This window comes from Streptomyces sp. NPDC088194 (assembly GCF_040702025.1).
Lineage (GTDB): Bacteria > Actinomycetota > Actinomycetes > Streptomycetales > Streptomycetaceae > Actinacidiphila.
The window spans coordinates 1-21676 of the sequence record NZ_JBFBIV010000116.1; the positions used below are offsets into that span (position 1 = coordinate 1).

A 21676-nucleotide genomic window follows, 5' to 3' on the forward strand; every position below is an offset into this window, starting at 1 on the left:
GGCACCGCCCCCGAGCAGTCGCCCGCGGTGGCCGTCGAGCTGGAGGCCGAGCCCGCGCGGGCCGGCGCCGCCGCCAACCAGGACGAGGCGGACGAGCACGACGACCACGACGGCGCCGAGGGCGCCGACGGCTCCGACGCCGACCAGGACGGCGACGACCGCCCGTCCCGCCGTCGCCGCCGCGGTGGCCGCCGCCGTCGCCGCGGTGAGTCCGGCGACCAGGACCACGACGACAACGGCTCCGACGACGAGTCCGACGAGTCGGCCGAGGGCCACGACGAGGACGACAACGGCGCCGCGCACGACGACGACCACGACGACGCCCAGGGCGGCTCCTCCTCCAGCAGCCGCCGCCGGCGCCGCCGTCGCCGCCGCGGCTCGGACGGCGGCGACGACCACGCGGCCGCCACCGGCACCGACGACCCGGAGCGCACCGTCGTCAAGGTCCGCGAGCCGCGCTCCCGTTACGAGGGCGGCACCGGTTCCGACGAGGTGCAGTCCATCAAGGGCTCCACCCGCCTGGAGGCGAAGAAGCAGCGCCGCCGCGAAGGCCGCGAGCAGGGCCGCCGCCGCGTGCCGATCATCACCGAGGCCGAGTTCCTGGCGCGCCGCGAGGCCGTCGAGCGCGTCATGGTGGTCCGGCAGAACGGCGACCGCACCCAGATCGGCGTGCTGGAGGACAACGTCCTCGTCGAGCACTACGTCAACAAGGAGCAGTCGACCTCCTACGTCGGCAACGTGTACCTCGGCAAGGTGCAGAACGTGCTGCCGTCGATGGAGGCCGCCTTCGTCGACATCGGCAAGGGCCGCAACGCCGTGCTGTACGCGGGCGAGGTCAACTTCGAGGCGCTGGGCATGTCCGGCGGCCCGCGCCGGATCGAGTCCGCGCTCAAGTCCGGCCAGCCGGTGCTCGTGCAGGTCACCAAGGACCCGATCGGCCACAAGGGCGCCCGCCTGACCAGCCAGGTCTCACTGCCCGGCCGCTACCTGGTCTACGTGCCCGAGGGCTCGATGACCGGCATCAGCCGCAAGCTGCCCGACACCGAGCGGGCCCGGCTGAAGTCCATCCTGAAGAAGGTCGTCCCCGAGGACGCGGGCGTCATCGTGCGCACCGCCGCCGAGGGCGCCAGCGAGGACGAGCTGCGCCGCGACGTGGAGCGGCTCCAGTCGCAGTGGGAGGACATCAAGCGCAAGTCCAAGAGCGGCAACGCGCCCACGCTGCTGTACGGCGAGCCGGACATGACGGTGCGGGTGGTCCGCGACATCTTCAACGAGGACTTCTCCAAGGTCATCGTCAGCGGTGACGAGGCGTGGTCCACCGTGCACGAGTACGTCTCGCACGTCGCGCCCGACCTGGTCGACCGGCTGTCGCGCTGGACGTCGGAGGTAGATGTCTTCGCCAACTTCCGGATCGACGAGCAGCTGTTGAAGGCGCTGGACCGCAAGGTGTGGCTGCCGTCCGGCGGTTCGCTGGTGATCGACAAGACCGAGGCGATGGTCGTGGTCGACGTCAACACCGGCAAGTTCACCGGGCAGGGCGGCAACCTGGAGGAGACCGTCACCCGCAACAACCTGGAGGCGGCCGAGGAGATCGTCCGCCAGCTGCGGCTGCGTGACCTCGGCGGGATCGTGGTGGTCGACTTCATCGACATGGTGCTGGAGTCCAACCGCGACCTGGTGATGCGCCGGCTGCTGGAGTGCCTGGGCCGGGACCGGACCAAGCACCAGGTGGCCGAGGTCACCTCGCTCGGCCTGGTGCAGATGACCCGCAAGCGGGTCGGCCAGGGGCTGTTGGAGTCCTTCTCCGAGACGTGCGTGCACTGCAACGGGCGGGGCGTCATCGTCCACATGGACCAGGCGACCACCACCGGTGGCGGCGGCAAGCGCAAGCGGCGCCGTGGTGGCGCCGGCGTGGGCGAGCACGACCACGACCACGAGCACGAGACGGCCGTGGAGGCCGAGCAGGCGCAGGGCGACGAGGCCGAACTGCCGGAGCTGGAGCCGATCGAGGTCGGCGAGTCGGACCTGGTGCCGGCGGTCGGCGACCCCGAGGAGGAGTGGTTCGGCAGCGCCGCGGAGGCGGAGGCCGCCGCGAACGGCTCCCGTGGCCGCGGTCGGCGCCGCGGTGCCCGCAAGGCCACGGCCCCGGCGGGCGCGCCCGCCGCGGCGGACCACGAGCCGGAGCCGGCCGTCGTGGTCGTCCCGGTCAGCGAGCCCGAGGTCGAGCCGGCCGAGGCCGAGCCGGAGCCGGTCGTCTCGACCGAGCCGCCGGCCCGTACGCGCCGCCGCGCCACCCGCAAGGCGACCGCCCCGGCCGGGGCGCCGCCCGCCGCCGAGGAGGCCGCGGTGGTCGTGGTCAGCGCGGAGCCCGCGGCGGCCACGCCCGAGCCCGAGGCCGAGCCGGAGCCTGCCGTCTCGACGGAGCCGCCGGCCCGTGCGCGGCGTCGCGCCACCCGTAAGGCGACCGCGCCCGCGGGGGCGCCGGCCGCGGCAGCGGAGGAAGCGGCGGTGGTGGTCGTACCGTCCGCCGAGGCCGCCCCTGCGGAGGCTCAGGCCGAGCGGGCCGAGCAGCCTGACGGTGAGCCGTCGGCGGAGGCCGGGGCCGAGCCCAAGAAGCGGGCGGCCCGCAAGGCCCCGGCGAAGAAGGCGGCGGCCAAGAAGACGGCGAAGAAGGCCGCGACGAAGAAGACGGCGGCCAAGAAGACGACGACGAAGAAGGCCGCGACGAAGAAGGCGAGTTCGCCCGCGGAGTAGCCAGGCGGACCCTCCGGGGTGCCCCGTCAGCGCCGTAGGGACCTTGCGGTCCACGGCGGTTCGCCGCGCGGTTCTCCCCCAGAGCTTCGCCTGGGTGGTGCCCCCACGCGCCCCTGGTCAGTGCAGCCACTGCCAAGGGGCGCGGGCAACCCGGGCGGTCCTGCTCGACCCTGGCCGGATTTGACCCGGGTGGACGCGGTCCGTAGCCTTGACCTTCGGCGTTTCTGCGCCTTCGCCTGAGCACATTCCTCCCGGGCTTCCCGGGAGAGGCCCCTCCGCGGCAGTTATGGAGTGGCTGGCATCAGGGGTTTTCGAATCGAGCGAGAGAGTGAGTTCCGCGTGTACGCGATCGTGCGTAGTGGTGGCCGCCAGCACAAGGTGGCCGTCGGCGACATCGTCGAGGTTGACAGGATTCCCACCGGCAAGGTCGGCGACGCGGTCGAGCTCTCGACGCTGCTCGTCGTCGATGGCGAAGCCGTCACCAGCGACCCGTGGGTGCTCGCCGGGATCAAGGTCGAGGCCGAGATCGTGGACCACCACAAGGGCCAGAAGATCGACATCCTGCGCTACAAGAACAAGACCGGTTACCGCCGTCGCCAGGGTCACCGCCAGCACTACACGGCGCTGAAGATCACTGGCATCCCCGCCGCGGCTGCGAAGTAAGGGACTGAGGAGAGATGGCACACAAGAAGGGCGCATCGTCCACCCGGAACGGTCGCGACTCCAACGCTCAGCGGCTCGGTGTGAAGCGCTTCGGCGGCCAGGTCGTCAACGCCGGTGAGATCATCATCCGCCAGCGTGGCACCCACTTCCACCCCGGCTCCGGCGTCGGCATCGGCAAGGACGACACGCTGTTCGCGCTGTCCGCCGGTGCGGTCGAGTTCGGCGTGAAGCGCGGTCGCCGCGTGGTGAACATCGTTCCGGCCGCCTGAGGCGAGCCGTAAGAACTTTCGAGGGCGGACCCGTTTCCCGGACTCCGGGAAGTGGGGCCGCCCTCGGCGTGTTACAAGGCCAGTAGGACCGTAAGAACCGTGGGAAACCCGTACGTTCTGGAGGAAGCACCCATGACCACCTTCGTGGACCGCGTCGAACTGCATGTCGCCGCGGGTAACGGGGGCCACGGCTGCGCCTCCGTGCACCGGGAGAAGTTCAAGCCGCTCGGCGGGCCGGACGGCGGCAACGGCGGGCGGGGCGGGGACGTGATCCTCGTCGTCGACCAGGACGTGACCACCCTGCTCGACTACCACCACAGCCCGCACCGCAAGGCGACCAACGGCAAGCCGGGCGAGGGCGGCAACCGCTCCGGCAAGGACGGCAGCGACCTGGTGCTGCCGGTGCCGGACGGCACCGTCGTGCAGGACCGGGACGGAAACGTGCTGGCCGACCTGGTCGGCCAGGGCACCACCTACGTCGCCGGGCAGGGCGGCCGCGGCGGCCTCGGCAACGCGGCGCTCGCCTCGACCCGGCGCAAGGCGCCCGGCTTCGCGCTGCTCGGGGTGCCCGGGCAGGCCCGGGACATCGTGCTGGAGTTGAAGACCGTCGCCGACGTGGCGCTGGTCGGCTACCCGAGCGCGGGGAAGTCCTCGCTGATCTCGGTGCTCTCGGCGGCGAAGCCGAAGATCGCGGACTACCCGTTCACCACGCTGGTGCCGAACCTCGGAGTGGTCAACGCCGGCTCGACGGTCTACACGATCGCCGACGTGCCCGGGCTGATCCCCGGCGCGAGCCAGGGCCGCGGGCTGGGCCTGGAGTTCCTGCGGCACGTCGAGCGCTGCTCGGTGCTGGTGCACGTGCTGGACACCGCGACCCTGGAGTCCGACCGCGACCCGGTGACCGACCTCGACGTCATCGAGGCGGAGCTGCGGGCGTACGGCGGCGGGCTGGAGGACCGGCCGCGGCTGGTCGTGCTCAACAAGATCGACGTGCCCGACGGGCAGGACCTGGCGGAGATGATCAAGCCGGACCTGGAGGCGCGCGGCTACCGCGTCTTCGAGGTGTCCGCGGTCTCGCACGCCGGGCTCAAGGAACTGTCGTTCGCGCTGGCCGGGATCGTGGCGGAGACGCGGGCGGCGCGCCCGGCCGAGGAGTCCACCCGCGTGGTGATCCGGCCGCAGGCCGTCGACGACGCCGGGTTCACCGTCACCTACGACGGCGAGCTGTACCGGGTGCGTGGCGAGAAGCCCGAACGCTGGGTGCGGCAGACGGACTTCACCAACGACGAGGCGGTCGGCTACCTCGCGGACCGGCTCAACCGGCTCGGTGTCGAGGACGAGCTGGTCAAGGCGGGGGCGAAGGCGGGCGACGGCGTCGCGATCGGGCCGGAGGACGACGCGGTGGTCTTCGACTGGGAGCCGTCGCTGGCGGCCGGTGCGGAGATGCTGGGGCGGCGCGGTGAGGACCACCGTTTCGACACGCCGCGGCCCGCGGCGAGCCGGCGTCGCGACCGGCAGGCCGAGCACGACGAGGCCGCCGACGCCTACGACGAGTTCCATCCGTTCGGAGGGTGACCGGACCTCCTGGCCGCCCCTCCCCGTGGTCGAGGGACCTTGCGGCGAGGGGCGCCTCGGTGAACCCCGCCTTGCGAGACGGTTACCGGGGGTGAGACGATCCCCGTATCTCTTGTTGCCGCTAGGTAGGTCTCACGTGTCCCTGCACCTTGCCCACTCCCGTACCACCGCTGTCATCCTTGCCGGTGGCACGGGGCAGCGGGTCGGCCTGTCGATTCCCAAGCAGCTGCTGAAGATCGCCGGTAAAGCGGTGATCGAGCACACGCTCGCCATCTTCGAGCAGTCGGACGCGATCGACGACATCATCGTGCTGATGGCGCCGGGCTATGTCCCGGACGTCGAGAAGATCGTCACGAAGGCCGGTCTGAAGAAGGTCAGCCGGGTGATCGAGGGCGGCACGACGCGCAACGAGACCACCGAGCGGGCCATCGCCGCGCTGAGCGAGGAGCTCGAGCCCGGCCAGGACCGCAACGTGCTCTTCCACGACGCCGTGCGCCCGCTGATCTCGCAGCGCGTGATCGCCGACTGCGTGGCCGCGCTGGAGCGGTACGAAGCGGTGGACGTGGCGATCCCGTCCGCGGACACCATCATCGTCACCCGCACCCACGGCGGCGACGGCGAGTTCATCACCGAGGTGCCGGACCGCTCCCGGCTGCGCCGCGGCCAGACCCCGCAGGCGTTCCGGCTGTCCACCATCCGCCGGGCCTACGAGGTCGCCGGCGGCGACCCCAACTTCCAGGCCACCGACGACTGTTCGGTGGTGCTGAAGTACCTGCCCGACGTGCCGATCTACGTGGTCCCCGGCGACGAGCACAACATGAAGGTGACCACCCCGGTGGACGTCTTCATCGCCGACAAGCTCTTCCAGCTCGCCTCCACCGCCGCCCCCGGCCAGTCCGACGAGGCGGCGTACCGCGAGCTGCTCGCCGACAAGACCCTGGTGGTCTTCGGCGGCTCCTACGGCATCGGCGCCGACATCGCGGCGATGGCCGAGGGATACGGCGCGAAGGTCTTCGCGCTGGGCCGCTCGACCACCGGCACCCACGTCGAGGACCCCGAGCACGTCGACGACGCGCTGTCGCGGGCCTACGCGGAGACCGGCCGGGTCGACTACGTGGTGAACACCGCGGGCGTGCTGCGGATCGGCAAGCTCGCCGAGACCGACAACGCGACCATCGAAGAGGCGCTGCGGGTCAACTACCTCGCCCCGGTGCAGATCGCCCGCGCCTCCCACAAGTACCTCGCCGAGACCCGCGGCCAGCTGCTGCTCTACACCTCCAGCAGCTACACCCGGGGACGGGCCGAGTACAGCCTGTACTCGTCGACCAAGGCCGCGATGGTGAACCTCACCCAGGCGCTCGCCGACGAGTGGGCCGGCGACGGCATCCGGGTCAACTGCGTCAACCCCGAGCGCACCGCGACGCCGATGCGCACCAAGGCGTTCGGCCAGGAGCCGGCCGGCTCGCTGCTCTCCTCGGAGGCGGTCGCCCGCACCTCGCTCGACGTCCTGCTCTCCACCCTCACCGGCCATGTGATCGACGTCCGCCAGCAGGACCCGATGCAGGGCCTGTCCGGCGCCTCCGGGATCGAGCGCGCGCTGGCACACGTTCTCGCCCAGGGGGAGGACGAGCAGTAATCCTTACCGGAACGGATCGACAGTCCTTGGGCCCGCGTGACACGGTGCGCCCAGGGACTTCGTCCGTTGATGAGGGAGCGCGGCGCCGGTCGGCCCGCCCCTTCCCGCACCGCCACTCCGCCTCACCCGATCTCCGTATCCTCATTCGACGTCTCATTCGACATCGCACTGGAGCAGTCACCCCGTGATCTCAAAAGCCATTCGCATGGCCCGTGTGGCGTCCGGCGGCGAACTCGCCGCCGCGCTGCTCATGCTCCTCAGCTACCCGTGCCTGGTGATCGCCGCGCTGCTGCCGAGCCTGTGGTTCTTCGTGGCCGCCGGCGCGGTCAGCTACGTGACGGACTGGTTCCTGCACCAGCGCCGCTCGTACCTGATCAACCGGCTGGGCAAGGCCCGGGCCGGGCTGTCGCTGCGCTTCCTGCTGCGTGAGCTGACGCTGGTGCTGCTGATGGCGCAGATGAACCTCGCCAACAACCGGGCGTTCTCCGCGGCCATCGTCTGCTTCCTGGTCTTCTACGGCATGCAGGCCCCGCACGCGGCCCTGATCACGCTGATCCGCAACCGCCGCAAGCTTCCGTTCGGCACCCGCAACATCGACCTGAGCGGGATGCGCATCACCAACGCGCCGTCGGGCCTGCTGACCTCGCGCGCGGCCGAGAAGATGCTGCACCTGGACCTGTTCGCGGTGATCGGCCTCCTGCTGTACGCGAAGGCCGGGCACATCGCGTTCGTCTACCTCGGTGCCGCGCTGACGCTGGGCCTGGGCATCGTGTACACGCTGGCCCTGGCGCCGTACCTCACCCGCCGCCGGCTGCCGGCGAAGACCGACGACGCGCTGGCGTTCATGGACACCTGGCTGCGGGCGTACCGGCCGAGCACCGTGCTGTACTTCTCCGGCTCGCCGGACTCCGCGTACCAGGTCAACATGTGGCTGGACACGATGGCGGACATGCCGGGGGAGCGGCCGCTGGTGATCCTGCGCGAGCGGGCGATCCTGCTCCAGCTCGCCGACACCGCGGTGCCGGTGCTGTGCGTGCCGGGCGCGGTGCACCTGATGAACATGGACCTGTCGACCGTGCGGGTCGCGCTGTACCCGGCGAACGTCGGCAAGAACATCCACCTGCTGCGGGTGCCGAGCATGAAGCACGTCTTCGTCGGCCACGGCGACAGCGACAAGGTCGCCAGCATCAACCCGTTCAGCAAGGCGTACGACGAGGTGTGGTCGGCCGGCAAGGCGGGCCGGGACCGGTACGCGCTCGCCGACGTCGGGGTGCGTGACGAGGACGTGGTCGAGGTGGGCCGCCCGCAGCTCGCCGGGATCACCGCCTGGGACGGCTCGGCCGCGACCGGCGTCCCGACCGTGCTGTACGCGCCGACCTGGGAGGGCTGGACCGACGAGCCCGGCAACACCTCGCTGATGCTGGCCGGCGTGAACATCGTGCGCGGCCTGGTCGCGTCCGCCACCCCGGTCCGGGTGCTGTACAAGCCGCACCCGTTCACCGGCACCGTGAACCCGAAGGCGAAGCGGGCCCACGACAAGGTGGTCGCGGTGCTGGCGAAGGCGAACGCCCAGCGGGCCGCCGACCCGGCGTGGTCCGCGCGGATCGCCGAGGGCAAGGCGGCGCAGGCCACGGCCCGCGCCGAACTGGCGTCGATAGAGACCGAGTTGGATTCGCTGGTGGCCGAGGCGACCTCCGCGGAGGGGGACATGGCGATCATGTCCCGCGACTCGATCGCCGACCCGCAGCTCACGGCGCGGCTCGCCGAGTTGCGCGCCCGGTGGAACGCCGCGTACTGGAAGTCGCTGAGCGCCTGGGAGCACAAGGTCGTCACCGGCCCGATGCCTCACCTGTACGAGTGCTTCAACGAGTCCGACGCGATGGTCTCCGACATCTCCAGCGTGGTCTCGGACTTCGTGGCGACCGGCAAGCCGTACGCCATCACCGATTCGGCCGAACTGGGCGAGGAGGAGTTCAAGCGGCAGAACACCGCCGCCCGCGCCGCGCTCATCCTGGACAACTCGGCGAGCCGGGTCGGCGAGCTGGTCACGGCCGTGGTCACCCCCGAGCTCGACCCGCTGGCCGGGTCGCGCAAGGAGATCAAGCAGTACCTGCTCGGCCCGGACCACCCGACCTCCATCGAGCGGTTCTCGCAGGCGGTGCGCGACCTCGCACACAAGGCCGAGGTCCGGCTCGTCCAGCAGGCCGCTCTGGGCCAGACGGGTGATGTCGATCCGCTGGACGGTCCGACCGCCCAGGCCAGGGCCGAAATGGAGCGAACCACTCCGCAACGGCGCGCCGACGAGGAGTTGGCGTCGGATGTCCAGGAGCGAAACGCGGGGTGACGTCCGGGTATGCTCGCAGCCGGGGGCGCGGGTCGCGACCCGCAGTGACCGCCCCCTGAATCCATCTGCATGGGACGTAACGTGAAAGCACTTGTGCTCTCCGGCGGGGCGGGCACCCGCCTCAGGCCGATCACTCACACCTCGGCCAAACAGCTGGTACCGGTCGCCAACAAGCCGGTGCTGTTCTACGGCCTGGAAGCCATCGCCGAAGCCGGGATCACCGAGGTGGGCATCATCGTCGGCGACACCGCCGAGGAGATCAAGGAGGCGGTCGGCGACGGCTCCGCCCTCGGTATCGCGGTCACGTACATCCCGCAGGACGCGCCGCTCGGGCTGGCGCACGCGGTGCTGATCGCGCGCGAGTTCCTCGGCGAGGACGACTTCGTGATGTACCTCGGTGACAACTTCATCGTCGGCGGCATCAGCGGCCTCGTCGAGGAGTTCCGCGCGGAGCGCCCGGACGCGCAGATCCTGCTCACGAAGGTGCCGAACCCGACCTCCTTCGGCGTCGCCGAACTCGACGCGCAGGGGCGGGTGAAGAACCTGGAGGAGAAGCCGAAGCAGCCCAAGAGCGACCTGGCGCTGGTCGGCGTCTACCTCTTCACCCCGGCCGTCCACGAGGCGGTGCGCGCCATCAAGCCGTCCTGGCGCGGTGAGTTGGAGATCACCCACGCCATCCAGTGGCTGATCGACGAGCAGCGCGACGTGCGCTCCACCACGATCTCCGGCTACTGGAAGGACACCGGCAACGTCACCGACATGCTGGAGGTCAACCGGTCGGTGCTGGACACCCTCGAACCCGAGGTGCTCGGCGAGGTCGACGCGGAGAGCGAGATCATCGGCCGGGTCCGGATCGAGGCCGGCGCGAAGGTGGCCGGCAGCCGGATCGTCGGTCCGGCGATCATCGGCCGCAACTCGGTGATCAGCGACGCGTACGTCGGCCCGTACACCTCCGTGTCGGAGAACTGCCGGATCGAGGACAGCGAGATCGAGTACTCGATCCTGCTGCGCGACTCCTCGCTCACCGGCGTGCGCCGGGTCGAGGCGTCGCTCATAGGGCGCAACGTCGAAGTGACCCCGGCCCCCCGAAACCCTGCCGCGCACCGCCTGGTGCTCGGCGATCACAGCAAGGTGCAGATCTCGTCATGACCGACCGCATACTGGTGACCGGCGGGGCCGGCTTCATCGGCTCCCACTACGTCCGTACGCTGCTCGGCCCGACCGGGCCCGGGGACGTGGCGATCACCGTCCTGGACAAGCTGACCTACGCGGGCAACCCGGCGAACCTCGACGAGGTCCGCGCGCACCCCGGCTTCCGCTTCGTGCAGGGCGACATCTGCGACGCCGAGCTCGTCGACAAGCTGGTCGCCGAGCACGACCAGGTGGTGCACTTCGCCGCCGAGTCGCACGTCGACCGCTCGATCCTGGGCGCCACCGAGTTCATCACCACCAACGTGGCCGGCACCCAGACCCTGCTGGACGCGGCGCTCCGCAACAACCTGCGGACGTTCGTGCACATCTCCACCGACGAGGTGTACGGCTCGATCGCCGAGGGCTCCTGGCCCGAGACCGACCCGCTCCAGCCGAACTCGCCGTACTCCGCGGCCAAGGCGTCCAGCGACCTGATCGCGCTCGCCTACCACCGCACCCACGGCCTGGACGTGCGGGTGACCCGCTGCTCCAACAACTACGGGCACCACCACTTCCCGGAGAAGGTCATCCCGCTGTTCATCACCAACCTGCTGGACGGCGGCAAGGTCCCGCTCTACGGCGACGGCGGCAACGTCCGGGACTGGCTGCACATCGACGACCATGTGCAGGGAATCGACCTGGTACGGAACCTCGGCCGCCCGGGAGAGGTCTACAACATCGGAGGCGGCACCGAGCTGTCCAACAAGGAGCTCACCGGCCTGCTGCTCGAAGCGTGCGGGGCCGGCTGGGACTCCGTGGAGTACGTCGAGGACCGCAAGGGCCACGACCGTCGCTACTCGGTGGACTGCACCAAGATCCGTACCGAGCTGGGTTACGTGCCGCGCAAGGACTTCGCGACCGGCCTGGCCGAGACCGTCGCCTGGTACCGGGAGAACCGGGCCTGGTGGGAGCCGCTGAAGGAGCGCGCCACACTGTGAAACCGCCGAACGCGACCTGGCTGGTGACCGGCGCCGCCGGGATGCTGGGCCAGGACCTGCTGGTCCGGCTGCGGACCGAGCCGGACACCGCGGTGGTGGCCATGGGCAGCACCGCCCTGGACATCACCGACCCGGAGGCGGTCGCCACCGCGATCGCCGAGCACCAGCCCGTCCTGGTCGTCAACTGCGCGGCCTGGACCGGGGTCGACGACGCGGAGAGCCGCGAGGCCGACGCCGCGCGGATCAACGGCGACGGGCCCCGGCACCTCGCCGAGGCGTGCGCCAAGTCCGGCGCGAAGCTGATCCACGTCTCCACCGACTACGTCTTCGCCGGGGACGCGGACCAGCCGTACGCCGAGGACGCCGCCACCGGTCCGCGCGGCGCCTACGGGCGCACCAAGCTGGCCGGCGAGCGGGCGGTGCTCGACACCCTGCCCGACGCCGGCTACGTGGTGCGCACCGCGTGGCTGTACGGCGCGGCCCGCGGCAACTTCGTCCGCACGATGATCCGGCTGGAGGGCGTCAAGGACACCCTCGACGTGGTGGACGACCAGCGCGGGCAGCCCACCTGGACCGCGGACCTGGCCGACCATCTGGTCCGGCTCGGCGCCGCCGCGCTCGCCGGCGACGCGCCGGCCGGCGTCTACCACGGCACCAGCGCGGGCGAGACGACCTGGTTCGGCTTCACCCAGGAGATCTTCCGGCTGCTGGGCGCGGACCCCGAGCGGGTCCGGCCCACCACCAGCGCGGCGTTCGCGCGCCCCGCGCCGCGCCCGGCGTACAGCGTGCTCGGCCACGACCGGTGGCAGTCGGCCGGCATCGAACCGATCCGCGACTGGCGGTCGGCGCTGGCCGAGGCGTTCCCCGCCCTGGTGGCAGCCGAACGTGGCTGAGGCCCCGGCCGGCGCGGCCGGCGGGCGGGCGCGGCGGCTGGGCCGGCGGGCGCTGGCGGTGCTGCCGCCGGGCACCGCGCTGGTGGGCGCCGGCACCGCGGTCCTGGGACTGGCCAGCTACATCCAGCTCGCGGCCGCCGGCCGGACGCTGCCGTCCGACCGGATGGCGGGCGTGTCGGTGCTGTGGACGCTGGTCTTCTCGGTCGGCCTCGGGCTCTTCTTCCCGATCGAGCAGGAGATGACCCGGCTGGTCGCGGCCCGGGTGGTGGCGGGAGAGGGCACCGGTCCGGTGCTGCGCCGCGGCCTGGCCACCTCGCTGGGGCTGCTGGCCGCGGTGTGCGTGCCGGTGGCGGTCCTCGCGCACCCGGTCGCGAACCGGCTCTTCGACGGCAACCTCTCCCTGGTCGGCGCGCTGTGCGCGGCGTTCGGGGCGCTGTCGGTGGCGTACGTGACCCGCGGCATGCTGGCCGGCACCGGCCGATTCCGGGTGTACGGCACGCAGTTGGCGCTGGACGGCGCGCTGCGGGTGGTGTTCTCGGTGCTGCTGGCGGCAGCCGGGACGCACTCGCCGCTGCTGTTCGCCGCGGTGCTGACGGTGCCGACGCTGCTGTCGGTGGCGGCCACGCTGCCGTGGGTGCTGCGCGCGGCGCGGTACGGCGCGGAGGGCGTGAGCGCGGTGAAGCCCGTGGCCGGCGCGGATGTCGCCGCTGCCGCCGCCGGCGTCGCGGCCGGCGCCGTCGCAGGCGGGGCCACTGGTGCCGCTTCTGTCGGTGAGACGGCGGGCGGGGCCGCCCGGACGGGCGGGGCGACGGCGCTCCGGTCGTCGCCGCCGCTGCCGTGGCGTGCGCTGTGGTCCGGCCTGCTCGCGCTGATCCCCTCCACGCTGCTCGCCCAACTGCTCGTCAACATCTCGGTGATCAGCGTGAAGCTGCTGGCACCCGACGACACCGCGTTCATCACCGCGCTGCTGTCCGCGGTGGTGCTGGCCCGGGTGCCGCTGTTCGTCTTCGGCTCGCTCCAGGCGTCGCTGCTGCGCGGGCTGTCCGAGGCCGTCGCGGCCGGCGACCGTGCGGCCTACCGCCAACTGCTGCTGCGTACGGCCGCGTTCACCGGCCTGCTGGGCGGCACGGGCGGGGTGGTGGCGGTGGCGCTGGGCCCGTGGCTGGTGCCGCGGCTGTTCGGTTCGCCCGATCTGCTCGGCTGGACGGACTTCGCCTGGCTGTCGGCCGGCACGCTCTGCTACATGCTCGCCTCGGTGCTCGGCCAGGCGTTGCAGACCACCGGCGGCCACGGCCGGCAACTGGTTTCCTGGGCGGTCGGCACGGCCGCGCTGCTCGCGGTGACGTTCAGTCCGTTGCCTATCCGTGACCGGGTCGAGATCGCTTATGCGGTCGGCGCGGCAATCACCGCGATCCTGCTCTCCATCCGGGTGACTTATGCCATTCGGATGCAACCTATGCGTCACTTCGACCGTCAAGCTGGGTGGACGGATGCGATACAGGGGACCAATTTCCGGGACCCCGCGGAGCGTCCACAATCGGTTGAATAATTGACGAAAGGGTGCGCTTCCCATGGTGATTTCCGGCGCGCCGCGCCTTGCCAGTAAGCGCACCTTCGGTGATGTCTGGCTGATCATCCCGGTCTACAACGAAGCCCCGGTCGTGGCCGGAGTGGTGACAGAGGCGCTGCGTACCTTCCCCAACGTGGTGTGCGTCGACGACGGCAGTGTCGACGGCTCCCAGGACGAGGTCGCCCGTACCGGCGCCCACCTCGTCCAACACCCCGTCAACCTCGGGCAGGGCGCGGCGATCCAGACCGGGCTGCACTACGCACTGTCCCAGCCCGGTGCCGAACGCTTCGTCACCTTCGACGCCGACGGCCAGCACCGCGTCGAGGACGTCATCACCATGCTGGCGGTGGCCCGGGCCCGGGGCGCCGACGTGGTGCTCGGCTCCCGCTTCCTGCGGCCCGGCGGCGAGCGCGTCGAAGTCCCCTGGGCCAAGCGCCTGGTGCTGCGTACGGCGGCGGCGGTGAGCCCCACCGCGCGCCGCCTGAAGCTCTCCGACGCGCACAACGGGCTGCGGCTGTTCAACCGCACCGCCGCCGCCCGGGTCAACATCACGATGAACGGCATGGCGCACGCCTCGGAGATCACCGGCTTCCTCGCCCGCTCCGACCTGAGCGTCGTGGAGTCCCCGGTGTCGATCCGCTACACCGACTACTCGCGGGCCAAGGGCCAGTCGCTGCTCAACGGAGTGAACATCCTCTTCGACCTGTCCCTGAACCGCGAGAAGGGCTGACCGGTGCTCATCCAGATCGTCCTGCTGTCCGCGGTGGTGGTCCTGCTCGCGGTGTTCATGCGCAGCTGGAACACCACCCGGACCCGGGCGTGGAAGCGGATCGCCTTCCTCGCCTTCTGCTTCCTCAACGCCTACGCGGTACTGCGGCCCGGCGACACCACGAAGGCCGCCCACCTGCTCGGTGTCGGCCGCGGCACCGACCTGGTGCTGTACCTGCTGGTGGTCGGCGTGACCGCGCTGGCGCTCAACACCTACCTGCGGTTTCGCGCCATGGAACGCCGGCTGACCGAACTCGCCCGTGACGCGGCCCTGCGCACGGCCCACCGCCCGGAACCCGAGCGGCCGCTGGCCGCCGTGGAAGGCGAACGCTCCCAGTGACCGACACGCTCGACATCATGCTTCCGTACTACGGCGACCCCGCGCTGATGCGCGACGCCGTGCGCAGCGTCCTCGCGCAGACCGACCCCGACTGGCGGCTGACCGTCGTGGACGACGACACCCGGCCCGGCGTGCCGGAGTGGTTCGCCGGCCTGGACGACCACCGGGTGCGGTACTTCCGCAACGAGCAGAACCTCGGCGTCACCGGCAACTTCCGCCGCTGCGTCGAGCTGGCCGACTACCCCTACACGGTGCTGATGGGCTGCGACGACCTGATGCGTCCCGGCTACGTCGCCACCGTACGGGCCGCCCGGGCCGACCTGCCGGGCGCCGCGATGTACCAGCCGGGGGTCCGGGTGATCGACGGCGAGGGCCGCCCGGTGCACACGCTGGTCGACACCGTCAAGCGGCGGCTGTACTCGACGGCGCCCGAGCGGCGCGCGCGGCTCGGCGGGGAAGAGCTCGCGGTCAGCCTGCTGCGCGGCAACTGGCTCTACTTCCCGGCCATGTGCTGGCGCTCCGACCTGCTCAAGGAGGTCGGCTTCCGCACCGACCTGACGGTCGTGCAGGACCTCGCGCTCACCGTGGAGCTGCTGCTGCGCGGCGAGGAGCTGGTCACCGACCCGGAGATCTGCTTCGACTACCGGCGGCACGTCGGCAGCGAGTCCTCCGCGCAGGCGGTCAGCGGCTCCCGCTTCGAGGAGACCCGCCGGCTGCTGCTCGAACTCGCCGCCGACTTCGACGCGCTCGGCTGGCACCGCGCCGCCCGTACCGCCCGCCGCCACCTGTCCACCCGGCTGCACGCGCTGCTGATGGTGCCGGGCGCGCTGCGCCGGCGCCGGCTGGACACGGCCCGCGAGCTGACCGGGCACGCCTTCGCCCGGGTGCCGCGCCCGGCCGCCCCGGCGGCGGCCCGATGAGCGCCCCGAACTCCCCGGGCGGCGGCCGGTTCGGCGCCCCCGCGAACGCTCCCGCGAACGCCCGCGCCGACGCCCGCGCCGACGCCCATCTGGACACCTCCGCGGACACCGCGCCGCCCGACCTGGTGAAGGCCCCGGGGAAGGCAGCCGGGGGCGCCCCGGCAGGCCCGCCGCCGGGCGCCTCCGCGCTCTCCCCGGCCGGGCCCGGCCGCTGGTCGCCCTCCCGGCTGTCCGCTCGCCTGCCCGCCCGCTGGCGGCTGCCGCTCGCGGTGTACGCCGCCTGCCAGCTGCTGCTGCTGGGCTGGTGGGCCGCCTTCTACCCGGGCCGGATCAGCGGCGACACCCTCACCTACATCTACGAGGTCAGCACCTCCCACTGGCGCTCGGACCACTCGGTCGCCTACGACGCGCTGCTGTGGATCTCGCTCCAGGTCACCGGCGGCATCGCGGCCCTGACCTTCGTCCAGACCGTCTGCATGGCCGCCGCGCTCGCCTACGTCTGCGTGGCGCTGCGCGACCTCGGGGTGCGCGGGCGGTGGAGCGCGGCCGCCGCCGTGGTCGTCGCCGCGGCGCCGATGACCGCCTCGTTCACGGTGTTCGTCTGGAAGGACGTCGCCTACACCATCGCCACCCTGGTCGCCTTCGGCGCGGTGGTCCAGCTCACCGCCCGCCGGCTGCGCCGCGAGCACGCCGTACGCGACCGGTCCTTCCGCCGCCAGCTGCTGACGCTGGCCCTGGGCTGCCTGGGCATCGGCCTGTTCCGCAACAACGGCTTCCCGGTGCTCATCGCCGCCGTGGTGCTGCTGGTGCTGCTGCTGCCGGGCATGCGCCGCTGGATCGCCGCCGCGATCGGGGTCCCGCTGGTGCTGACGCTGGCGATGAACAACTTCCTCTACCCCGCGCTCGGCGTCCAGAAGCCGCGCCCCGACGAGGTGTACGCCTTCAACTACGCCGACATCGGCGTCGCCTACGCCAAGCGCCCTGACATCTTCACCGCCTCCGACCTGCGGCTGATGCGCGGCCTCGCGCCGCTGTCGCACTGGAGCGGGCCGGGCGGCGACTGCCATGTGGCCGACCCGATCATGCACAAGCCGATGAACCGGATCAAGGCCGGCAAGGAGAACGGGCAACTGCTCGCCCTGTGGGGGCGCATCCTCGAACACCACCCGACGCTGATCATCGACGCCCGGCTGTGCCGTGCCGACATCGCCTGGGCGTTCAACGGCCACACCGGCAAGTACGCGGCGTCCAACCACCACGTGCTGCGCACCTGGTCCAGCTTCGGCCTGGACTCGGTCCAGCAGCTGCCGTACCACGCGTCGCTCTCCGACGCCCCGCTGTCGTACAAGCTCGACCACCTGGCCACCAGGGCCTACGAGTGGACGCAGACACCGAGGAAGGCACCGGTGCTGTGGCGCGGGGTGAACTGGACCTACCTGGGCTACCTGGTGGTCGCCCTGGTCGCGGTGCGCCGCCGCAGGTACGAGCTGCTGGCGCTCGCGGTGCTGCCGGCCGGCCTCCAGGTCACGGTGCTCGCGGCGAACCCGTCACCGCTGTGGCGCTACATGTGCGCCGCGCTCTTCGTGGGCATGCTCACGGTGCCGGTGCTCGCGCTGGCCGGCCGCCGAACGCTGCCGTGGGAGCGCGCCGCCCGGTCGGCGGCCCCGCCGGACACCACGACCGGGTCGCCCACCGAGGGCAGCCAGGACACGGCGCCGGCGACGGGGCGCCGGACCTGAGACCAGCGGTCAGCTCACGGACTCGATCTGCCGGCGGATCGCGCCGAAGGACGAGCGGCCGCGGCGCAGGTTGCGGGCCCGGGCGAGCGCGGGCCAGAAGGGGGCCCGCAGCAGCGTCTCGGCGTTGACCGCGTTCTTGCGGAGCAGCAGCTCCTCCGGGATGTCCTGCGGGTCCTCGGTGGCGTACTCCGCGATGATCTTGTCGTAGTTGTCGCGGAGCACCGTGTTGGTCGGGTCGGCGCCGAAGATCGCGGTCACGCCGGTCTTCACGGTGTCGACGTCCACCACGGTCAGGTCGGGGCGGTAGCGGCGCAGCACCTGGGCGACCTTGAAGACGTCGCCGGCCCAGTCCTTGGTGTGGCGGTCGCGGGCGGCCTCGTCCACGTTGCGCGGCAGCATGTCGTCGAAGACGATCACGCTGGACCAGCGGGAGTGCTTCTCGACGTTCATGAAGTCGCGCAGCGCGTACTCGAAGATGTGCATGCCGTCGATGAAGGACAGCTCCAGCACGGGGTCGCCGACCAGGGCGAGCGGGTCGCGCCGGCCCAGCGCCCGGAACGGGTTGCGTCCCGGGCGCAGGTGCAGCAGCGGGTCCTTGCGGTTGAAGAACGCGTCACTCGTGGCCCGCACCAGGTGTACGTCGCAACTGATGGACTGGGTGAGCTTGAAGGCCGGGTCGATCGCGACGGACGGTACCCGGGACAGCGCCAGGCTCTTCCCGTCGTTGACGCCGATCTCCAGATAGTTGCGCGGCTTGTAGACCTTGTGCAGCCTGCGCAGGAACTCGTGACGGTGCACTGAACAACCCCTCGATGCGAAAGACGGCGGGAGTGATGGAGCGACGCTAGCGCTTGCTCCGCCGGACCGACATCGTTCAGCGGAAGTTTGTCGAATCCTCAGAGACCTCAGAGGTTTCAGGAGCCCGCAGGGCCGCCGGCCCGCAGTTCTGCGTCGAACCGCAGGCAGTCCTCGTACGAGGGCAGCAGCCCCTGCGCGCGGGCCTCGGCGAGGGTGGGGGCCTGGGCGTCCTTCTCCGACAGCAGCGGCTCGACGTCCGAGGGCCAGGCGATGCCCAGTTCCGGGTCGAGCGGGTTGATGCCGTGCTCGCGCCCGGGGGAGTACCCGGCCGAGCAGAGGTAGACCACCGTGGCGTCGTCGGTGAGGGCCATGAAGGCGTGCCCCAGGCCCTCGGAGAGGTACACCGCGTGGTGCTGGTCGTCGTCCAGCCGCACACCCTCCCACTGGCCGAAGGTGGGCGAGCCGACCCGGATGTCCACGATCACGTCGAGCACCGCGCCGCGCACGCACTTGACGTACTTCGCCTGGCTCGGCGGCACGTCCGCGAAGTGCACCCCGCGCAGGGTGCCGCGGCTGGACACCGAGCAGTTGGCCTGCACCAGGTCCAGCCGGTGGCCCACGGACTCCTCGAAGTCCGCGGCGCGGAACCACTCGTGGAAGCTCCCCCGGCTGTCCGGGAAGATCTTGGGCTCGTGTACGAAGGCGCCGGCGATGTCGAGCTGCCGCATGCGGATCACGTCCTTGGGGGTTGGTGACGGGTGGGGGAGAGGGCGACGGGAAGGGAGGCGGGCGAAGCGGTGGCCGGCCGGCGGCAGGAACACCCGCGAGGAGTACGGGGTCCCGCCGATGTGCGCGGGACCCCGTTCGAGTGGTGCTGCGTGCCGTGCGGCCGTCCCGCCCCGAACCCAGGCCGAAGCCAGGCGCCGGAGCCTGGGCGCCGAACCCAGGCTCCGAACCCAGGCTCCGAACCTAGGCGCCGAAGCGCGCGGCCATCCGCCGGAGCTTCTTGCGGGAGCCGGGGTTGAGCCGCTGCATCACCGGGCCGCCGATCCGCTTCAGCATGCTGCGCTTGGCCGACCGGCGCCGCTGGGCCTGGGCCTCACGGGCGGTCGCCGGGTCCACCGTAGCCAGACCCTCGACCGGGTGCAGCCGGCCGCGGTCGTCGACCCGCACCTGCCCGATCTTCAGCTCGGGTCCGGAGGCGGCGCCGTCCAGCCGGGCCGACAGCTGCCAGGTGCCCGGCCGCAGCCCGGTGAACGGAGTGGCGCCCTCCTTGACGTCGGCCGGCCGCAGGTGCACCCGGCCGCCCACCGGCTCCAGCACGGCCGGCAGCCCCGCGAAGGCCGCGTCCGGACCGGTGCCGCGCAGCACCAGCCAGGCCCGGGCCGTGGCGGTGCCCGTGTGCGAGACCGCGGCCAGCTCCAGTTCCAGCTGGTCGCCGGGCATCCGCAGCACCTCGTGGCCGGCCAGCGCGTCGCCGAGCTTCTTGCCGCGCCGCGCCACGTCCAGCGTCAGGTTGCCGTGCGGGTCGGTGAAGTACGGCACCGTGAGCTGGGCGGGCTCGCCGAGCAGGGCGGGCAGGCACGCGTCGTCCACACCCGGCGCCCGGTCGGCGCCGAGCCGGGCCTTGCGGACCAGGCCGAGGCCGCGCACCGGCACCCACACGTCCCACATGCCGCGGGTGAGCGCGTCGCGGCCCTTGACCGCCTTGGGGTCGAGGTAGCCGGTGCCGTGCAGCACCACCTCGCAGAGCACGCCCTCCGGGCCGCCCGCGACGGCCGGCAGGTCCTCCACCGCGGTCTCGAACTCCGCCGGGCAGGCCCACTCCACCGCGGTCTCCCGGTCGCGGATGCTGACCTCCGCGCGGTAGCCGTCGATCTCGTCGGTGACGTCGATCAGCTCGCCGTCCTCCAGCAGGTCCTGGTGGAAGTCGGGGTGCAGGTAGTAGCGGTCGCCGCGGCGCAGCAGCGACAGCGGCTTCTTGTCGTCGCCCCACACCAGGCGGGCGGTGACGGTGATGGCGATCCGGCCGTCGACCCAGCGGAAGTCCTCCAGCCGGGCGGCGCCCTTGACCGAGGAGGCCCGGCGGGCGACCACGACCAGCTGCTCGCGCCGGTCGCGGCGCAGCAGGGTGGAGCGCAGCCGCATGATGGCGCCGAGCCCGTCGTGCACCCCGTCGTTGACGAAGTCGCCGGCCACGTCGTTGACGGCGTCGATCATCTCGTCGCGGTACTCGGGGGTGTACTTCAGCACCGACGGCTCGCTGAGCCGGCCGAGCATCTCGACCCGGTAGAAGCGGCGCAGCAGGTCGTCCCGGAAGGTGCCGGGCTCGGTGTTGGCGACCACCACGTCGAGCACTTCGCGCAGGTTGCCGTAGTAACCGGACGGCACGATCTTCGCCGAGCCGGCGTTCTTGCCGTCGTCGCGCTTGGAGTAGTGGTAGCAGGTGTAGTCGCCGAGGATGGAGACGACCTTCGCCGGGAAGTAGGTCTCCATCATGTACAGCTGGTCTTCCAGCCGCCGCTTGCCCTCGGGATAGGCGATCTTGTTGTCCCGCAGGAACTGGGTGCGGAACATCTTGTGCGGCGTGAGGCTGTCCACCAGCGGTGCGTCGTGGATCGTGCACTTCTCGCGGTTGACCCGGAAGACGCCGTGCGGGACGCCGCGGAAGTTGCTCGCGACCTTGCCGAAGACGATGTCCGAGCCGTTGCGGTGGCCCATGTCGTACAGCCGGCGCAGCGCGTCGGGCGCCATGTAGTCGTCCTGGTCGACGAAGTGCACGTACTCGCCGCGCGCCTGTTCGACGCCGATGTTGCGCGGCTTGCCCGGCCAGCCGGAGTTCGGGATGTGGATCACCCGCACCTGCGGGTGCTCGGCGGCGAGCCGGTCCAGTCTCGCGGGGGTGTCGTCGGTGGAGCCGTCATTGACGAAAAGGAGTTCCAGTTCGTCCGCCGGCAGCGTCTGTCCCAACAGCGACGCGATGCAGGGCTCTATGTATTTCCCGGGGTTGTAGACCGGAACGATGACGCTGACCTTGACCGACATCCTTGTTTCCGCCTCGCCTTTCGCAGCTCTCGTTCAGGCCGCTGGTATGTCCGTGGAATCCTACGGCGGCCGTGAGGGGTCGCCGAACAGAGCGCGGGCGTGCCTCAGGGGGCACGTGGCGCTCTGCGGTAAGACGATTCAGCGGGCGAAAGGATGTACGTACACCGCGGATTGTGACTGGTGTCACTTCGACGTCGGCGTCTGTTCAGGTGGGACGTCGGCGGGACGGGCGG

Annotated in this window: 17 protein-coding genes; 14 read left to right on the forward strand and 3 right to left on the reverse strand. The window is 71.5% G+C overall.

The features are described 5' to 3' along the window. The 14 genes from AB0399_RS36040 to AB0399_RS36105 form a co-directional block, all read left to right on the forward strand. On the forward strand, positions 1-2754 hold a 2754-nt coding region (locus AB0399_RS36040; protein WP_366414172.1), incomplete at its 5' end, for an Rne/Rng family ribonuclease. A gap of 339 nt (positions 2755-3093) precedes the next feature. Further along, on the forward strand, positions 3094-3417 hold the full coding sequence (rplU, locus tag AB0399_RS36045; RefSeq protein ID WP_328464128.1) for a 50S ribosomal protein L21: 324 nt from the start codon (positions 3094-3096) through the stop codon (positions 3415-3417). 14 nt (positions 3418-3431) lie between these two features. Beyond that, positions 3432-3686, forward strand: coding sequence for a 50S ribosomal protein L27 (gene rpmA, locus AB0399_RS36050; RefSeq protein ID WP_202233703.1), 255 nt, complete (start codon positions 3432-3434; stop codon positions 3684-3686). A 132-nt stretch (positions 3687-3818) separates the two neighbouring features. Continuing rightward, entirely contained in the window at positions 3819-5261 is a 1443-nt protein-coding gene (obgE, locus tag AB0399_RS36055; RefSeq protein ID WP_329369436.1) for a GTPase ObgE, read from the forward strand. A 136-nt stretch (positions 5262-5397) separates the two neighbouring features. Then, on the forward strand, positions 5398-6897 hold the full coding sequence (locus AB0399_RS36060; RefSeq protein ID WP_329369438.1) for a bifunctional cytidylyltransferase/SDR family oxidoreductase: 1500 nt from the start codon (positions 5398-5400) through the stop codon (positions 6895-6897). A 205-nt stretch (positions 6898-7102) separates the two neighbouring features. Continuing rightward, positions 7103-9241: a hypothetical protein gene (locus AB0399_RS36065; protein ID WP_366414173.1), complete on the forward strand. Its 2139-nt coding sequence runs from the start codon at positions 7103-7105 to the stop codon at positions 9239-9241. A gap of 81 nt (positions 9242-9322) precedes the next feature. After that, the gene (locus AB0399_RS36070; protein ID WP_329369441.1) at positions 9323-10390 is read left to right on the forward strand and encodes a glucose-1-phosphate thymidylyltransferase; all 1068 of its coding nucleotides are present in this window, start codon (positions 9323-9325) and stop codon (positions 10388-10390) included. Further along, on the forward strand, positions 10387-11370 hold the full coding sequence (gene rfbB, locus AB0399_RS36075; protein ID WP_329369443.1) for a dTDP-glucose 4,6-dehydratase: 984 nt from the start codon (positions 10387-10389) through the stop codon (positions 11368-11370). Before AB0399_RS36070 ends, rfbB begins: the two co-directional genes overlap by 4 nt. After that, positions 11367-12263 (forward strand): dTDP-4-dehydrorhamnose reductase, encoded by an 897-nt coding sequence (rfbD, locus tag AB0399_RS36080; protein ID WP_366414174.1) that lies wholly within the window; start codon positions 11367-11369, stop codon positions 12261-12263. Before rfbB ends, rfbD begins: the two co-directional genes overlap by 4 nt. Then, a complete protein-coding gene (locus tag AB0399_RS36085) occupies positions 12256-13812 on the forward strand; it encodes a hypothetical protein (protein WP_366414175.1) in 1557 nt (518 codons plus the stop codon). The genes rfbD and AB0399_RS36085 overlap by 8 nt, the downstream gene beginning before the upstream one ends. A gap of 22 nt (positions 13813-13834) precedes the next feature. Then, complete coding sequence (locus AB0399_RS36090; RefSeq protein WP_329369448.1) at positions 13835-14563, forward strand: glycosyltransferase family 2 protein; 729 nt, start codon at positions 13835-13837, stop codon at positions 14561-14563. Positions 14564-14566: 3 nt separating this feature from the next. Further along, positions 14567-14941: a DUF2304 domain-containing protein gene (locus AB0399_RS36095; RefSeq protein ID WP_328464106.1), complete on the forward strand. Its 375-nt coding sequence runs from the start codon at positions 14567-14569 to the stop codon at positions 14939-14941. Beyond that, complete coding sequence (locus tag AB0399_RS36100; protein ID WP_329369451.1) at positions 14938-15861, forward strand: glycosyltransferase; 924 nt, start codon at positions 14938-14940, stop codon at positions 15859-15861. The genes AB0399_RS36095 and AB0399_RS36100 overlap by 4 nt, the downstream gene beginning before the upstream one ends. Next, positions 15858-17600 carry a DUF6020 family protein gene (locus tag AB0399_RS36105; protein ID WP_366414176.1) on the forward strand — a complete coding sequence of 581 codons (1743 nt, stop codon included), beginning with the start codon at positions 15858-15860 and terminating at the stop codon, positions 17598-17600. The genes AB0399_RS36100 and AB0399_RS36105 overlap by 4 nt, the downstream gene beginning before the upstream one ends. Before the next feature lie 9 nt (positions 17601-17609). Here AB0399_RS36105 and AB0399_RS36110 read toward each other — a convergent pair whose 3' ends face one another. The 3 genes from AB0399_RS36110 to AB0399_RS36120 form a co-directional block, all read right to left on the reverse strand. Then, the gene (locus AB0399_RS36110) at positions 17610-18398 is read right to left on the reverse strand and encodes a class I SAM-dependent methyltransferase (protein WP_328464100.1); all 789 of its coding nucleotides are present in this window, start codon (positions 18396-18398) and stop codon (positions 17610-17612) included. A gap of 116 nt (positions 18399-18514) precedes the next feature. Continuing rightward, positions 18515-19126 carry a dTDP-4-dehydrorhamnose 3,5-epimerase gene (gene rfbC, locus AB0399_RS36115; protein ID WP_328464098.1) on the reverse strand — a complete coding sequence of 204 codons (612 nt, stop codon included), beginning with the start codon at positions 19124-19126 and terminating at the stop codon, positions 18515-18517. Positions 19127-19367: 241 nt separating this feature from the next. Further along, positions 19368-21443, reverse strand: coding sequence for a glycosyltransferase (locus tag AB0399_RS36120; protein WP_329369456.1), 2076 nt, complete (start codon positions 21441-21443; stop codon positions 19368-19370). Between the last annotated feature and the right edge of the window lie 233 nt (positions 21444-21676).

Excerpts from the sequence above, each read along its gene's own strand:
- rpmA (WP_202233703.1), top strand. The coding sequence starts at position 3,432 with ATGGCACACAAGAAGGGCGCATCGTCCACCCGGAACGGTCGCGACTCC.
- rfbB (WP_329369443.1), top strand. The coding sequence starts at position 10,387 with ATGACCGACCGCATACTGGTGACCGGCGGGGCCGGCTTCATCGGCTCC.
- AB0399_RS36065 (WP_366414173.1), top strand. The coding sequence starts at position 7,103 with ATGGCCCGTGTGGCGTCCGGCGGCGAACTCGCCGCCGCGCTGCTCATG.
- AB0399_RS36090 (WP_329369448.1), top strand. The coding sequence starts at position 13,835 with ATGGTGATTTCCGGCGCGCCGCGCCTTGCCAGTAAGCGCACCTTCGGT.
- rfbC (WP_328464098.1), bottom strand. The coding sequence starts at position 19,126 with ATGCGGCAGCTCGACATCGCCGGCGCCTTCGTACACGAGCCCAAGATC.
- AB0399_RS36105 (WP_366414176.1), top strand. The coding sequence starts at position 15,858 with ATGAGCGCCCCGAACTCCCCGGGCGGCGGCCGGTTCGGCGCCCCCGCG.
- AB0399_RS36120 (WP_329369456.1), bottom strand. The coding sequence starts at position 21,443 with ATGTCGGTCAAGGTCAGCGTCATCGTTCCGGTCTACAACCCCGGGAAA.
- obgE (WP_329369436.1), top strand. The coding sequence starts at position 3,819 with ATGACCACCTTCGTGGACCGCGTCGAACTGCATGTCGCCGCGGGTAAC.